The 13,081-nt window shown below is 70.3% G+C and carries 12 protein-coding genes; 10 read left to right on the top strand and 2 right to left on the bottom strand.

The window, feature by feature from the left end; genetic code table 11:
• The first annotated feature begins 222 nt into the window (after nt 1-222).
• The 4 genes from VGO20_RS09520 (at nt 223) to VGO20_RS09535 (ending at nt 4,763) form a co-directional block, all read left to right on the top strand.
• Nucleotides 223-2,088, top strand: a complete 1,866-nt coding sequence (locus VGO20_RS09520) for an amino acid adenylation domain-containing protein (RefSeq protein WP_327502090.1) — start codon at nt 223-225, stop codon at nt 2,086-2,088.
• Nucleotides 2,081-2,365, top strand: coding sequence for a phosphopantetheine-binding protein (locus VGO20_RS09525; RefSeq protein WP_327502091.1), 285 nt, complete (start codon nt 2,081-2,083; stop codon nt 2,363-2,365). The genes VGO20_RS09520 and VGO20_RS09525 overlap by 8 nt, the downstream gene beginning before the upstream one ends.
• A 53-nt stretch (nt 2,366-2,418) precedes the next feature.
• Nucleotides 2,419-3,393: a chlorinating enzyme gene (locus tag VGO20_RS09530; protein WP_327502092.1), complete on the top strand. Its 975-nt coding sequence runs from the start codon at nt 2,419-2,421 to the stop codon at nt 3,391-3,393.
• An 86-nt stretch (nt 3,394-3,479) separates the two neighbouring features.
• Entirely contained in the window at nt 3,480-4,763 is a 1,284-nt protein-coding gene (locus VGO20_RS09535; RefSeq protein WP_327502093.1) for an alpha/beta hydrolase, read from the top strand.
• On the opposite strand, the gene VGO20_RS09540 is transcribed toward VGO20_RS09535, so the two are convergent.
• Complete coding sequence (locus VGO20_RS09540; protein WP_327502094.1) at nt 4,708-6,075, bottom strand: cation:proton antiporter; 1,368 nt, start codon at nt 6,073-6,075, stop codon at nt 4,708-4,710. The genes VGO20_RS09535 and VGO20_RS09540 overlap by 56 nt on opposite strands.
• A 327-nt stretch (nt 6,076-6,402) precedes the next feature.
• Here VGO20_RS09540 and VGO20_RS09545 point away from each other — a divergent pair, with 327 nt between their 5' ends.
• From VGO20_RS09545 to VGO20_RS09565, 5 genes are all read left to right on the top strand, one after another.
• A complete protein-coding gene (locus VGO20_RS09545) occupies nt 6,403-7,368 on the top strand; it encodes a chlorinating enzyme (protein WP_327502095.1) in 966 nt (321 codons plus the stop codon).
• Nucleotides 7,369-7,511: 143 nt separating this feature from the next.
• A complete protein-coding gene (fumC, locus tag VGO20_RS09550; RefSeq protein WP_327502096.1) occupies nt 7,512-8,909 on the top strand; it encodes a class II fumarate hydratase in 1,398 nt (465 codons plus the stop codon).
• A gap of 65 nt (nt 8,910-8,974) precedes the next feature.
• Complete coding sequence (locus tag VGO20_RS09555) at nt 8,975-9,172, top strand: ribbon-helix-helix domain-containing protein (protein ID WP_327502097.1); 198 nt, start codon at nt 8,975-8,977, stop codon at nt 9,170-9,172.
• Complete coding sequence (locus VGO20_RS09560) at nt 9,169-9,906, top strand: DUF599 domain-containing protein (protein WP_327502098.1); 738 nt, start codon at nt 9,169-9,171, stop codon at nt 9,904-9,906. Before VGO20_RS09555 ends, VGO20_RS09560 begins: the two co-directional genes overlap by 4 nt.
• A 12-nt stretch (nt 9,907-9,918) precedes the next feature.
• Nucleotides 9,919-11,571, top strand: coding sequence for an isovaleryl-CoA dehydrogenase (locus VGO20_RS09565; protein ID WP_327502099.1), 1,653 nt, complete (start codon nt 9,919-9,921; stop codon nt 11,569-11,571).
• Nucleotides 11,572-11,688: 117 nt separating this feature from the next.
• Here VGO20_RS09565 and VGO20_RS09570 read toward each other — a convergent pair whose 3' ends face one another.
• Nucleotides 11,689-11,874: a DUF1192 domain-containing protein gene (locus tag VGO20_RS09570; protein ID WP_327502100.1), complete on the bottom strand. Its 186-nt coding sequence runs from the start codon at nt 11,872-11,874 to the stop codon at nt 11,689-11,691.
• A gap of 93 nt (nt 11,875-11,967) precedes the next feature.
• Between VGO20_RS09570 and VGO20_RS09575 the strand changes: the two genes are divergently transcribed.
• Entirely contained in the window at nt 11,968-12,987 is a 1,020-nt protein-coding gene (locus VGO20_RS09575) for an NAD(P)H-quinone oxidoreductase (RefSeq protein WP_327502101.1), read from the top strand.
• The last annotated feature ends 94 nt before the right edge of the window (nt 12,988-13,081 follow it).

Consider the following 13,081-nt stretch of genomic DNA (forward strand, 5'->3'; position numbering starts at 1 on the left):
AAACAGCCCAGCATCATTGTTGAAAATTATATCCCTGTAGCGGAACGGCACTCTCGGCCCGTCGCGGCGCCCGGCCGTCGTTGCAGGAATGAAGCCGAGGGCCGGCGGCGCGACGCCCGGGCCCCGTCGAGATCCCCGGTCTGACGGGGCGTGCCCGGCCGTCGCGGGCTCCGCCTGCCGGCAGGAAGCCGGGAAACAGGGGCCGGAAACAGGGAAGGCACCATGCGAGACGACATCCCGCTGGCCGATGCGATCAACGACACGTGGAGCGCGTATCCCCGGGACAAGTGCCTCGACGAGATCTTCGCCGCCCATGCCGCGCGCGACCCGGCCGCGGTGGCGCTCGCCTACGGCGACGAGGAGGTCACCTACGGCGAGCTGGACGAGAGGAGCAGCCGCCTCGCGGCCCACATCCTCGCCCGGGGCGGCGCCGGCGGCGTGATCGGCGTCTGCATCGAGCGCTCGCCCGAGATGATGGTCGCGTTCCTGGCGATCCTGAAGGCGGGCGGCGCCTATCTTCCCCTGGACATGGACTATCCCGTCGACCGCCTGCTCTACATGGCCGACCACGTGGACTGCCGGCTGATCCTGGGCCGGGCCGGGCAGCTTTCCGCCTTCGCGGCCTCGGGCCGCGCGCTGATGGACCTGGACGGGGAGCGCGACGCCGTCGCCGGGGCGCCGGCCGCGGCGCGCGTGCCGGGCCGGCGGCCCTCCGACCTCGCCTATGTGATGTTCACCTCGGGCACGACCGGCAACCCCAAGGGGGTCGGCGTCGAGCACGCCAACGTGTCGCGGCTCGTGCTCAACACCAACTACGTCGATCTCTCGCCGGCCGACGTCTTCCTCCAGCTTTCGTCCATCGCCTTCGACGCCTCCACCTTCGAGATCTGGGGCGCCCTGCTGAACGGCGGCAAGCTCGTCCTGTACGACCGCCCCCTGGTCGACGTCGGCCGCATCGAGGCGATCATCGCCCGGCACGGCGTCTCGGTTCTCTGGCTTTCGGCCGGGCTGTTCAACCAGGTCGTCGAGACCTCCGCGGCGATGTTCGCCCCGGTCCGCCAGCTCCTCGTCGGCGGCGACGTGCTCTCGGTCAGCCATGTCAGGAAGGCCATGGACCTCAACCCCGGCTGCCAGGTCATCAACGGCTACGGCCCGACGGAATGCACGACGTTCAGCGTCTGCTTCAGGGTCACCCGCGAGAGCTTGGGCGGCCCGTCGCTGCCGATCGGGCGGCCGATCGCCAACACCCAGGCCTACATCCTGGACGAGGCGCTGCGCCCGGTCCCGCCCGGCGAGGTCGGGGAGCTGCATATCGGCGGCGAGGGCGTGTCGCGCGGCTATATCGGGGCGCCGGAACTGACCGCCCGGAAATTCGTCAGCATCGTCCAGGGCGGCGAGGCCCGGCGGGTATACCGGACCGGCGACCTGGTCCGCCTCGGCGAGGACGCCAACATCTATTTCCTGGGACGCGCCGACCGGCAGCTCAAGATCCGCGGCTACCGGGTCGAGCCGGCGGAGATCGAGGCCGCCCTCCTGACGTGCTGCGGGCCGGCGGTCGCCCAGGCCGTCGTCGTCGGGATCGACGACAGGCGGGGCGACAAGCGCCTCGTCGCCTACGTCGTCGGGCCGAGCGGCGAGCTGCCCGGGTCGGCCGCGCTGCGCGATGCGCTCCGCAAGGCCCTGCCGGCCTACATGGTCCCAGCGACCTTCGTCTGCCTCGACGCGATCCCGCTGACCACCAACGGCAAGGTCGACCGCGACCGGCTGCCGGCCCCGCAGTGGAAGCCCCTGTCGTCGAGCACCGCCGACACGCCGCGCACACCCCTCGAGCGGGAGGTCGCGGCGATCTGGGCCGAGGTGCTGGGCCCGGGCGCCGGCGGCCGGATCGGCGCCGGCGTCGCCGAGGCCGGCGGCGGTGCCGCGGAGCTGGCGGAAATCGCCGCGAAAATCCGCGACCGGTACGCGGTCCGCCTGGACGGCGTCCCGGACCCGGCGGCGGCGACCGTCGCGGTCCTGGTGAACTCGCTCAGGCGAGAGCTTTCAAACGCTGCAACGAAGGAGAACGCTTATGAACGCGTACATGGCTAAGACCGCCGCCGGCGGGACCGCGATGAGCCTGACCGAAGCGCAGGATGCCGTCCACGATATCTGGAAGGACGTCCTGGGCGACGAGGCTCCGGACCGGATCGGGCTCGAGGACGACTTCTTCGAGATCGGCGGGACCTCCCTCTCGCTCGTCACGGTCGTCGCCAAGATGTCCGAGCGCTTCGGCACCGACCTGCCGACCGGCATCGTCGTGAACGGCGCCACGATCGACGCGCTGGCGCGCAGCGCCCTGGAAGAGCTTTCCTCGGCCAGCGCCTGACCCGTCCCGTCCGCTTCCCTCACACGCAACCCGCTGCCCCGGGAGAACAGTCGATGCAGCTTGCACAATCGGTTGGACAGTTCGCGTTGAGCCCGGAGGAATTGCAGGGCTTCCACGAGCGAGGCTACGCGGGCCCCTTCACGCTCTACGAGCCGGAAGAGATGGAGCGGGCCTTCAAGGGGCTGCGCCTGCAGCTCCTGGACGCCCGCAAGGCCATCTACAAGAGCGACGGCGCGATCTCCGGCGTCACGAACCTGTCGAACTACGACCGGCATTTCGACGTGCCGTTCCTGGCCGACCACATCGGCCGGCCGGAGATCGTCGACCGCCTCGTCAGCATCCTGGGCCCCGACGTCCTGTGCTGGCGGACGGAGTTCTTCCCCAAATATCCCGGCGACGAGGGGACCGACTGGCACCAGGCCGGCACCTTCGCCAACGTCGACAGCGCGAAGAAGCCGCAGATCGAGTGGCCCGAGGGCTCGGGCGGGCGCGGGACCATCACCGTGTGGACGGCCTTCACCGAGTCCACGATCGAGAACGGCTGCATGCAGGTGATCCCCGGGACCCACCGCACCATCTACTACGACGAGTCGAAGAAGATGGAATACGACGCCTCCCGCATCAACCAGATGGACAAGGGCGGCACGCGGCGCGGCTTCTTCGGCTACGACTACCGGCAGCTCCAGGTCGATCCCGACTGGCGCCCGGACGAGAGCAAGGCCGTCTCGATGGTGATGCGCCCCGGCCAGTTCATCATCTTCTGGTCCACGCTGCTGCACGCGTCCCATCCGCACAGCGGGACGACCAGCAACATGCGCCTCGGCTTCGCGGCCCGGTACGTGCCGACGACGGTCAAGGTCTATCCCGACCGCACCTCGCTCAGCGAGTTCGGCGGCACGGCCGACCTCGACCAGTACGGCGTCGTGGTCGTGTCGGGGGAGAACCACAACCCCCACAACAAGGTCGCCACGACCATGGCGCAGGGCCGGCCGTTCCCGGCGCCGCGCGGCGTCGGCCTGGCCGGCTGACCCGCGCTCCCCGCGGCGGGGCGCCGGGACCCGTTCCGGCATCCCGCCGCTTCGCGGCATCTGCGGGCGTCTCGGAGGGCGAACTGGTGGACGCGGTCTTTTCGAGAACGGACGCGGCGGCATTCCTCGCCGGCGTCGAGGACGGCCTGTCCGAGATCCCGAGCCGCGATGCGGACTACCTGAAGCGCTTCCCGGTCCTGCTGCCCGAGCCCGACGGCTTCCTCCTCAGGAACGGGAAGGCGCTGTCGCGCTGCGGCGTCGACCCGGGCACCGCCGCCGCCGTCCTCGCCGAGGGCATCGCGCATGTGCGCGGGCGCTGCGACACGGCCGCGGGGGAGGGCTCCTTCTTCGCGGACTGGGTCGGGGCCGTCCTCGTCGACGCCTATCTGGCCGCGCAGGGCGGCCCCGGTTCCGGCCCGGCGCCCCGGGCACCCGAGACCGTCGCCGACCTGCTGGAGACCCGGTACGAGCGCCGAACGGCCCCGGGCGGCGGCGCCTACTACGTCAGGAGGACGGGCACGATCCCGGTCATCCTGGTCAACGCGACCGGGCTGCCGATCGGGACCTGGCACGGCCTGCTGGCGGACGAGGACCACGACTACGCGCTGATCGTGCCGGTGCGCCCGCACGGCGACCTGTTCGCGGGCGGGATCCAGCACGACGTCACCCTCCAGCGCGAGGCGGGGGAGATCGCCGCCATCGTCGAGGGCGAGGGCCTGGACGGCGTCCACGTGCTCGGATGGTGCAACGGCGCGCGGCTGTCGGTGGAGCTGGTGGGCCTGCTCGCGGGCCGCGCCGCGTCGCTGACGCTGGTCACGCCCATGCTCAAGGGGATCGCCGGCATCCCGGCCGCGCCGACCCCCTACGCGCGCGACCTGCAGATGATCCTGGACCTCGTGCGCAAGGACCCGCGGATGGCTGCGGTGTTCACCAGGAAGCTGGCCGAGACGGCGAGCCCGATGGACTGGAGCCGCGTCCCGCGCGACGACGTGAAGAAGGCCGAGGAGATCTTCCGGCTGCCGAACCGCCGGAACATCGAGGCCCTGCTCCGGCCCCTCCTGACGGCGGACTCGCTGGCCAACGTGGCGCGGCGGGTCGCGAGCGACGAGACCCACCCGACCCTGGAGCGGCTCTCGGCCCTGGCCGTCCCGCTGATGCTGGTGCTCGGCAGCCACGACAACATCGTCAGCAACCGCAACACCCTGGACACCCTCGGCCGGGCGGGCCGCCCGCATGCCGGGTTCATGCTCCTCGGCGCCGGCCACGACATCCACGACCTGCAGTACCGCTACCTGCGCCGCGCCCTGTCCCACTTCATCGATCGGAGGCGGCCGCCTCCGCCGACCGCGAGGTTTCGCGCCCTGGATTAGCCGGGCGCTGGACCCCGCCGCCGCCGCCGACGAGCGCGGGCCTGCCGAGGGCCGTCCGCCGCCGTTCCTTCTCCACCTCGCTCGGCGGGTAGGCCCAGCCGAGCAGCGGCGTGGTCATGAAGGTCGTGACCAGGACCATGATCACCATCATCGTGAACAGCAGCGGCGAGATGATGCCGAGGTCGAGCCCGAGGTTGAGGACGATCAGTTCGATCAGGCCGCGGGTGTTCATGAGGATGCCGACGGCCGAGGATTCGCGCCAGGTGAGGCCGGTGAGGCGGGCCGCGGCGGCCGTGGCGCCGAACTTCGCCGCGCAGGCGACGGCGACGATCAGCGCGCACGTGATCCAGTCATGGAGCGAGCCGAGCAGCCCGAACTGCGTGTGCAGGCCGCTATGGGCGAAGAACAGCGGCAGCAGGAACACCACCGCCATGTCCTCGATCCTGCCGATCAGCGCTTCGGGCCAGCCGCCGTCCCGCGGCATGACGGCGCCGAGCAGGAAGGCCCCGAACAGCGCGTGGATGCCGATCAGCTCCGTCGTCCAGGCCGAGGCGAGCACCAGCAGGAAGACCGAGGCGACGACGCCGCGGGTCGGCCCGCCATGGCTGGCGGCGTGCCGGCCGAGCCGGGCCAGCACCGGCCTGACCACCAGCACCATCACGCCGATGAAGACGCCCGCGAACAGCGTCGTCCAGGCCGCGTCCGCCACGCCGGAAACCCGCACGAACGAGACCACGAAGGCCAGGATGCACCAGGCGGCGACGTCGCCGACGGCGGCGCAGGCGATCGTGATGGATCCGATCTTCGAGCGCAGCATCCCGCGCTCGGTCAGGATGCGGGCGAGCACCGGGAACGCGGTGATGCTCATCGCCACGCCCATGAACAGCATGAACGAGCCCTCGCCGACGCGGCCGTCGGACAGGCGCGGATACAGGTACAGGGCCAGCAGCGCGCCCAGCGCGAACGGGACGACGATGCTGGAGCCGCTGATCAGGGCGGAGCTCCGGCGCCGTCCGCGCAGCAGGTCGGGGTCGAGTTCGAGGCCGATCAGGAACATGAAGAAGATCAGCCCGATCTGGCTGAACAGGTGCAGCAGCGGCATCGATTCGGAAGGGAACAGCGCGGCCTGCGCCTCGGGGAACGCGGCGCCGAGCAGCGACGGCCCCAGCATGATGCCGGCGACCACCTCCGCGATCACCATCGGCTGGCCGATCCTGCGGGTGAGCAGGCCGATCGCCTGCGACGCCCCGATGATCGCGACGGCCTGGGCGATGAACAGCATCAGCGGGTTGGTGAGCAGTCCGCCAGTCATCGGCGCGTCGTCTCCCGGAGCGGGGCCGTCCATGTCATGCGCGAAACGGTCCCGCCCCACGGCTCCGAATTGGAAACTTTATACGGGCTTTAGGGATATAAACACGTTACGACGCGACATTCTGTTGCTCGTGTTTGATAACAGCCTTGACGCACGTCGGCAAGGTCTGCATCAATGTTGAAAGTTAGCCATCAAGCCGCGGAACGATCCCTGAACCGATGTTCGCGCCGCGGCACCGCGCGGATTTCAATTCTGTATTCGTGACGCGGCGTCCACCGGCCGGCCGGAGGCGGTCTCCTGAAACCAGGGAAAACAGAAGAGGGTGCAATGACGATTCAGGCACAGCAGGTATCCCCGGGCTCGTTCTTCCTGACCAGGGACGAGTTGGCCGATTTCCACACCCGGGGTTTCCTCGGCCCGTTCACGCTCTTCGAGCCCGAGGAGATGAAGGCCAACTGGAAGCGCGAGCGCCTGCAGCTCTTCGACCGCAGCAAGGTGCCCTATCCCGACGCCAAGCCGGGCACCGGCGTCTACGACTACGACCGCCATCTCGACAACGGCTTCCTGGCCGACGTCGTCTGCCGGCCGGAGATCGTGCACAGGATGTCCAGCATCCTCGGCCCCGACGTGATCTGCTGGCGCTCGGAGTTCTTCCCGAAATACCCCGGCGATGAGGGGACGGACTGGCACCAGGCCGACACCTTCGGCGGCGGCGACGGCGTGCCCCACATCGTCTGGCCCGACGGATCGGATTTCGGCGGCGCGCTCACGATCTGGATGGCGATGACCGACGCCACCGAGGAGACCGCCTGCATGCAGTTCATCCCCGGCACGCAGCGCACCATGTACTACGACGAGAGCAAGGGCATGCACTACGACCCCAGCCGGGTCAACCAGAAGGAGGTGAACGGCGTGCTCCGCGGCTTCTTCGGGTACGACTGGCGGGAGATCCAGGTCGACCCGAACTGGGAGCCGGACGAGTCCAAGGCGGTGTCGGTGCCGTGCCGGGCGGGCCAGTTCATCATCTTCTGGTCGACGCTGATGCACGCCTCGCTGCCCCATCTCGGCAAGTCGAAGGAGATGCGCCTCGGCTTCGCCGCGCGCTACGTCCCGACCTCGGTCACGGTCTACGAGGCGATGAAGGAGAGCAACGTCGTCACCGAGCTGGGCGGCAGCTTCTCGCTCGACAATTTCGGCACGGTGCTCGTCTCGGGACGCGACGAGTACGGCCACAACCGCATGCGCACCGAGACCACCCGCGGCAAGCCCTTCTCCAACGCCAACCCGCGCTGACACGGACACCTCCTCTCCCGCGTGTGCGGGAGAGGAGGTGTTCCCCCCGTCGGCGGTCCCGGAATGCGCCCACGGATGCCTTGTTCCCCCGCCGTGCTGTGGTACAACGCGGTTCGGACCGTTCCTTCCGGGGGATCACGCCCATGACCGCCAACGCCGTTCGCACCGAGACGGATTCCTTCGGGCCCATCGACGTACCGGCCGACCGCTACTGGGGCGCCCAGACCCAGCGCTCGCTGCGGAACTTCAAGATCGGGACCGAGCGCATGCCCGCACCCCTCGTGCGCGCGCTCGGCATCCAGAAGAAGGCGTCCGCCCTGGCCAACATGGCGCTCGGCGCGCTCGACCCCCGCCTGGGCCAGGCGATCGTCGATGCGGCCGAGGAGGTCGTCGACGGCACCCTGATCGACCATTTCCCGCTCGTGGTCTGGCAGACCGGCTCCGGCACCCAGACCAACATGAACGCCAACGAGGTGATCGCGAACCGCGCGATCGAGATCCTCGGCGGCGAGCTGGGCAGCAAGACGCCGGTCCATCCCAACGACCACGTCAACATGGGGCAGTCGTCGAACGACAGCTTCCCCACCGCCATGCACATCGCCGCGGTCGAGCAGATCCACCACGAGCTGGTCCCCTCGCTGGAGCACCTGCACGCCGCGATGCAGGCGAAGGCCGGCCAGTTCGCCGGGATCGTGAAGATCGGCCGCACGCATCTCCAGGACGCGACACCGCTCACGCTCGGCCAGGAGTTCTCCGGCTACGCGACCCAGCTCCGCTACGCGGTCCAGCGGGTGCAGTCGGCGCTGCCCCGCCTCCTGCAGCTAGCACAGGGCGGAACGGCGGTCGGCACCGGCCTCAACGCGCGCAAGGGCTTCGCCGAGGAGTTCGCGCGCCAGGCCGAGCACGTGACGGGCCTGCCCTTCGTGACCGCGGAGAACAAGTTCGAAGCGCTCGCCGCCCACGACGCGCTGGTCGAGGCGCATGGGCAGCTCGCGACCGTCGCCGCCTCCTTGATGAAGATCGCGAACGACCTCCGCCTGCTCGGCTCGGGCCCGCGCTGCGGCATCGGCGAGATCTCGCTGCCCGAGAACGAGCCCGGCTCCTCGATCATGCCCGGCAAGGTCAACCCGACCCAGTCCGAGGCCATGACCATGGTCTGCGCCCAGGTGCTGGGCAACCAGACCACGATCACGGTCGCCGGCGCGTCCGGCCATCTGGAGCTGAACGTCTTCAAGCCCGTCATCATCAACGCGTTCCTGCAGTCGGTGCGCCTCCTGGCGGACGCCTGCCGCAGCTTCGCCGACAACGCCGTCGTCGGCATCGAGGCCAACGAGGACCGCATCGCCCGTTTCCTGGAGGAATCGCTGATGCTGGTGACCGCCCTCAACCCCCATATCGGCTACGACGCCGCGGCGAAGATCGCGAAGAAGGCCCATGCCGAGGGCACGACCCTGAAGGAGGCGGGCGTGGCGCTCGGCCTGCTGACGGGCGAGCAGTTCGACCAGTGGGTCCGCCCCCGCGACATGATCGGCCCGCGCTGAACGCCCGTTCCGGACCGCCCGTGCCCGCCCCCGCCCCCTCTAATGCTTCCGTCCGCAAGCGCTCGGTGACCGTCTCCGGCCACCAGACCAGCATCTCGCTGGAGGAGGCGTTCTGGGAGGGGCTGAGGGAGGTCGCGGCCGGGGAAGGGGTCTCGGTCAACGCGATGGTGGAGCGCATCGACGAGGCGCGGACGGGCAACCTGTCCAGCGCGATCCGCGTGTTCGTCCTGGAGCGGCTGCGCCGTCGGGACCCGGCCCCGTGACCGCCTGGCTCCCCGCCGACGCGACCCTCCTCGACGCCGTCGCCTTCGTCTGGTTCGTCGCGCTGTGGGGGACCTACAACGTCGTGATGGACCGGTTCCTGTCCCGCCTGCCGGTGATGAACCGTCAGATGGCCCTGGTGCGCCGGGTCTGGATGGAGCGGTTCCTCGACCGCGACAACCGCATCATGGACGGCCAGCTCCTCGGCCACACGATCGGCAGCGTCACCTTCTTCGCCTCGACGACGATGCTGGTCGTCGCCGGCATCGTCGGCGTCCTGGGCGCGGTGGACGCCGCCTACGAGGTCGTGATGCATCTGGGCTTCACGGCGCGGACCTCGAAGGCGTTCTTCGAGCTGAAGCTCCTGCTGCTGGTCGCGATCCTCGCCTACGCGTTCTTCAAGTTCACCTGGGCGCTCAGGCAGTACAACTATACCTGCGCGCTGCTCGGCAGCGCCCCGCTCGGGCCGCTGGACGAGGCGACGCGCCGCGCCGTCGCCGGCACCCTCTCGGACGCCATCTCGGCGTCGATCGGCGCCTTCAACGGCGGGCTGCGCTCCTACTACTTCGCGCTGGCGGCGCTCACCTGGTTCATCCAGCCCTGGGCGTTCATGGCGGCCACGGCCTGGGTCGTGGGCCTGCTGCTGTACCGCCAGCTCGCGTCGAAGTTCTTCCATGCCGTGAAGCGCCACGGCATGCTGGTGGGACCGGATCGGGGAGACGCCGACCGTTCCTGAAGGGAGCCCGCGATGCCCAGCCGCGACCCCATGGTGGAACTCGCCACGCACGAGGTGGCCAACCAGCCCCCGGACTTCGCCGGGCGCAACCTGTACCTGACCGACCTCGCGCTGCGCGAGGCGGTCCACAGGGAAGGGGCGGGCTGGGCGGAGCACGACCTGGCATCGCTCGGCGAGGAGGCCGGCGGCGAGCGGGTGCTCGAGCTGGGCGACCTCGCGAACCGCTGCCCGCCGGAGCTGCGCGCCTTCGACCGCTTCGGCCGCCGCGTCGACGAGGTGCGCTTCCATCCAGCCTATCACGAGCTGATGTCGCTGGCGGTCGGCCACGGCATCCATTCCGTCGCCTGGACCGCGGGGCGGCCGGGCGGGCACGTCGCCCATGCCGCGAAGGGCTATCTCCTGGCGCAGGCGGAGGCCGGCGTCCTGTGCCCGGTCGTGATGACCCATGCCGTGGTGCCGGTGCTGCGCCGCCAGCCGGAGCTGGAGGCCTGGCTGCCGCGCGTGCTCTCGGACCGCTACGATCCCCGCGCGGTCCCGGCCGAGGAGAAGGCCGGCGCGACCTTCGGCATGGCGATGACCGAGAAGCAGGGCGGTTCGGACCTGCGCGCCAACGCGACCCGCGCCTGGCCGATCGACGGCGCCGGCGCCGGGCGGGAATACCTGCTGACCGGGCACAAATGGTTCTGCTCCGCGCCGATGTCGGACGCGTTCCTGACGCTCGCCCAGGCCGACGGCGGCCTGTCCTGCTTCCTCGTGCCGCGCTGGCAGCCGGACGGCAGCCGCAACCCCTTCCTCATCCAGCGCCTGAAGGACAAGCTCGGCAACCGCTCCAACGCCTCGGCGGAGATCGAGTACAACGACACCTGGGCCGTGATGGTCGGCGAGGAGGGGCGCGGCGTCCCCACCATCATCGAGATGGTCCACGAGACGCGTCTCGGTACCACCTTCGCCGCCGCCGGGCTGATGCGCATGGCGCTGGCCCAGGCACTCCACCACACCAGCCACCGTACCGGCTTCGGCCGGCTCCTGGTCCGCCAGCCGTTGATGCGCAGCGTCCTGGCCGACCTCGCGATCGAATCGGAAGCCGCGACCGCGCTGTCGCTGCGCGTCGCGCGCGCCTTCGGCCGGGAAGGGGAGGCGCCCCCCTTCTCGCGCCTGGCGGTGGCCGTGGCGAAGTACTGGCTCAACAAGCGGTGCCCGGCCTTCGTCTGCGAGGCGCTGGAATGCCACGGCGGGGCCGGCTACGTCGAGGAGTCGCCCCTGCCGAGGCTCTACCGCGAAGCGCCCCTCAACGGCATCTGGGAGGGGTCGGGCAACGTGATCTGCCTCGACGTCCTGCGGACCATGGACCGCGAGCCGGAGGCCACGGCCGCCCTGTTCGACGAGCTGGACGCGGCCCGCGGCGCCGATGCCCGGCTGGACCGCTGGGTCCACCGGCTGAAGGACCTGCTCGCCGACCGCGCCGGGCTGGAGGTGCGGGCGCGCCTGCTGGTCGAGCACCTGGCCCTGGCGCTCCAGGCGTCCCTGCTGGTCCGCCACGCGCCGACCGCGGTCGCCGACGCCTTCTGCGCCTCGCGCCTGGGCGGCGACTGGGGCCGCTGCTTCGGCACGCTGCCCCCCGACACCGACTTCGACGCCATCATCGCCCGCGCCTTGGGCGCATGAAGCTCACCCGATCGGATATTCCCTCTCCCTCCGGGAGAGGGAAGGGGCCCATGCGAAGCATGGGAAGGGTGAGGGACGCCGGCCTCCCAGTAACGGAGAACGGCTTTACTCCACCGCTCAGCTCTTGAAGACCGACTGCGCCCCCTCGGCTGCGCGGCGCTTCGCGGCGACCGCCTCCTCGGCCCGCGTGATTTCCGCCCTCAGCGCCGCGACGTAATCACCGAGTTCGGCGATCGACATGCCGCTCAGGTCCTTCGGCTTCGGCTTCTGGGTGCGGGGTTCCGGGTCGTCGAAGAAGCTCATCGCATGGTCCTCCGGCTCGGTGGCTGGCTTGTAAGTGAACCCCTCTCCGGCTATGTGTGCAAGGCAAGAAACTTGCGTGAAGGAGGCGCGCGCATGACCGGACCGCAAATCGAAACCCTGCCCGAGACCATGACCGCGGTCGAGATCGCCCGGCCCGGCGGCCCCGAGGTGCTGCGGCCCGCGACGCGGCCCGTGCCCCGGCCGGGCCCGGGCGAGGTGCTGATCCGGGTCGCGGCCGCGGGCGTGAACCGGCCCGACGTGATGCAGCGCGAGGGGCGGTACGATCCGCCCCCGGGCTCGTCCGACCTGCCGGGCCTCGAGGTCGCGGGCACCGTCGTGGCGCTGGGCGAGGGCGTCGGCTCGGTCTCGCTCGGGGACCGCGTCTGCGCGCTGGTCGCGGGCGGCGGCTATGCCGAGTACTGCGTAGCACCGGTCCCGCAGGTCCTGCCGGTGCCGGCCGGCTTCGACATGGTGCGCGCCGCCGCCGTGCCGGAGACCTACTTCACGGTCTGGACCAACGTCTTCGAGCGCGGCCGCCTCGCCGCGGGCGAAAGCCTCCTGGTCCATGGCGGGTCGAGCGGCATCGGGACCACGGCGATCCAGCTCGCGGTCGCCTTCGGCGCGCGCGTGTTCGCGACCGCGGGCACGGCCGAGAAATGCCGCGCCTGCGAGGCGCTCGGCGCCGAGCGCGCGATCGACTACCGGACCGAGGACTACGGCGCGGTCGTGAAGGAGCTGACCGGGGGCAGGGGCGTCGACGTCGTGCTCGACATGGTCGGCGGCGACTACGTCCAGCGCGACATCGACTGCATGGCGGTCGAGGGCCGGCACGTCAGCATCGCGTTCCTCGGCGGCCCCAAGGTGACGCTGAACCTCTATCCGCTGATGACCAAGCGCCTGACGCTGACCGGCTCGACGCTCAGGCCGCGTTCGGTCGAGCAGAAGGGCGCGATCGCGGCGGCGCTGCGCGAGAAGGTCTGGCCGCTGTTCGAATCGGGAAAGCTCGGCCCGGTGGTCCATTCGACCTTCCCGCTCGCCGACGCGGCGAAGGCGCACGCGCTGATGGAATCGAGCGGGCACATCGGGAAAATCGTCCTCTCCTCTGGCCTCTGACCAAAGAATCGTCGATATACGTCGGTGATCCCATATATTTGGGGGAATCGCACAGCCGAAGTCGGGATCGATTGCGGCGGGCGCGCTCCGGCGC

Source organism: Arenibaculum sp., from assembly GCF_035998295.1.
In the GTDB taxonomy this organism is placed as follows: Bacteria; Pseudomonadota; Alphaproteobacteria; order Azospirillales; family Azospirillaceae; genus DASYHS01.

What these genes read in the sequence shown, in the direction of transcription:
- VGO20_RS09520 (WP_327502090.1), top strand. Translation starts at nt 223, where the DNA reads ATGCGAGACGACATCCCGCTGGCCGATGCGATCAACGACACGTGGAGC.
- VGO20_RS09525 (WP_327502091.1), top strand. Translation starts at nt 2,081, where the DNA reads ATGGCTAAGACCGCCGCCGGCGGGACCGCGATGAGCCTGACCGAAGCG.
- VGO20_RS09530 (WP_327502092.1), top strand. Translation starts at nt 2,419, where the DNA reads ATGCAGCTTGCACAATCGGTTGGACAGTTCGCGTTGAGCCCGGAGGAA.
- VGO20_RS09540 (WP_327502094.1), bottom strand. Translation starts at nt 6,075, where the DNA reads ATGACTGGCGGACTGCTCACCAACCCGCTGATGCTGTTCATCGCCCAG.
- VGO20_RS09545 (WP_327502095.1), top strand. Translation starts at nt 6,403, where the DNA reads ATGACGATTCAGGCACAGCAGGTATCCCCGGGCTCGTTCTTCCTGACC.
- fumC (WP_327502096.1), top strand. Translation starts at nt 7,512, where the DNA reads ATGACCGCCAACGCCGTTCGCACCGAGACGGATTCCTTCGGGCCCATC.
- VGO20_RS09565 (WP_327502099.1), top strand. Translation starts at nt 9,919, where the DNA reads ATGCCCAGCCGCGACCCCATGGTGGAACTCGCCACGCACGAGGTGGCC.
- VGO20_RS09570 (WP_327502100.1), bottom strand. Translation starts at nt 11,874, where the DNA reads ATGAGCTTCTTCGACGACCCGGAACCCCGCACCCAGAAGCCGAAGCCG.
- VGO20_RS09575 (WP_327502101.1), top strand. Translation starts at nt 11,968, where the DNA reads ATGACCGGACCGCAAATCGAAACCCTGCCCGAGACCATGACCGCGGTC.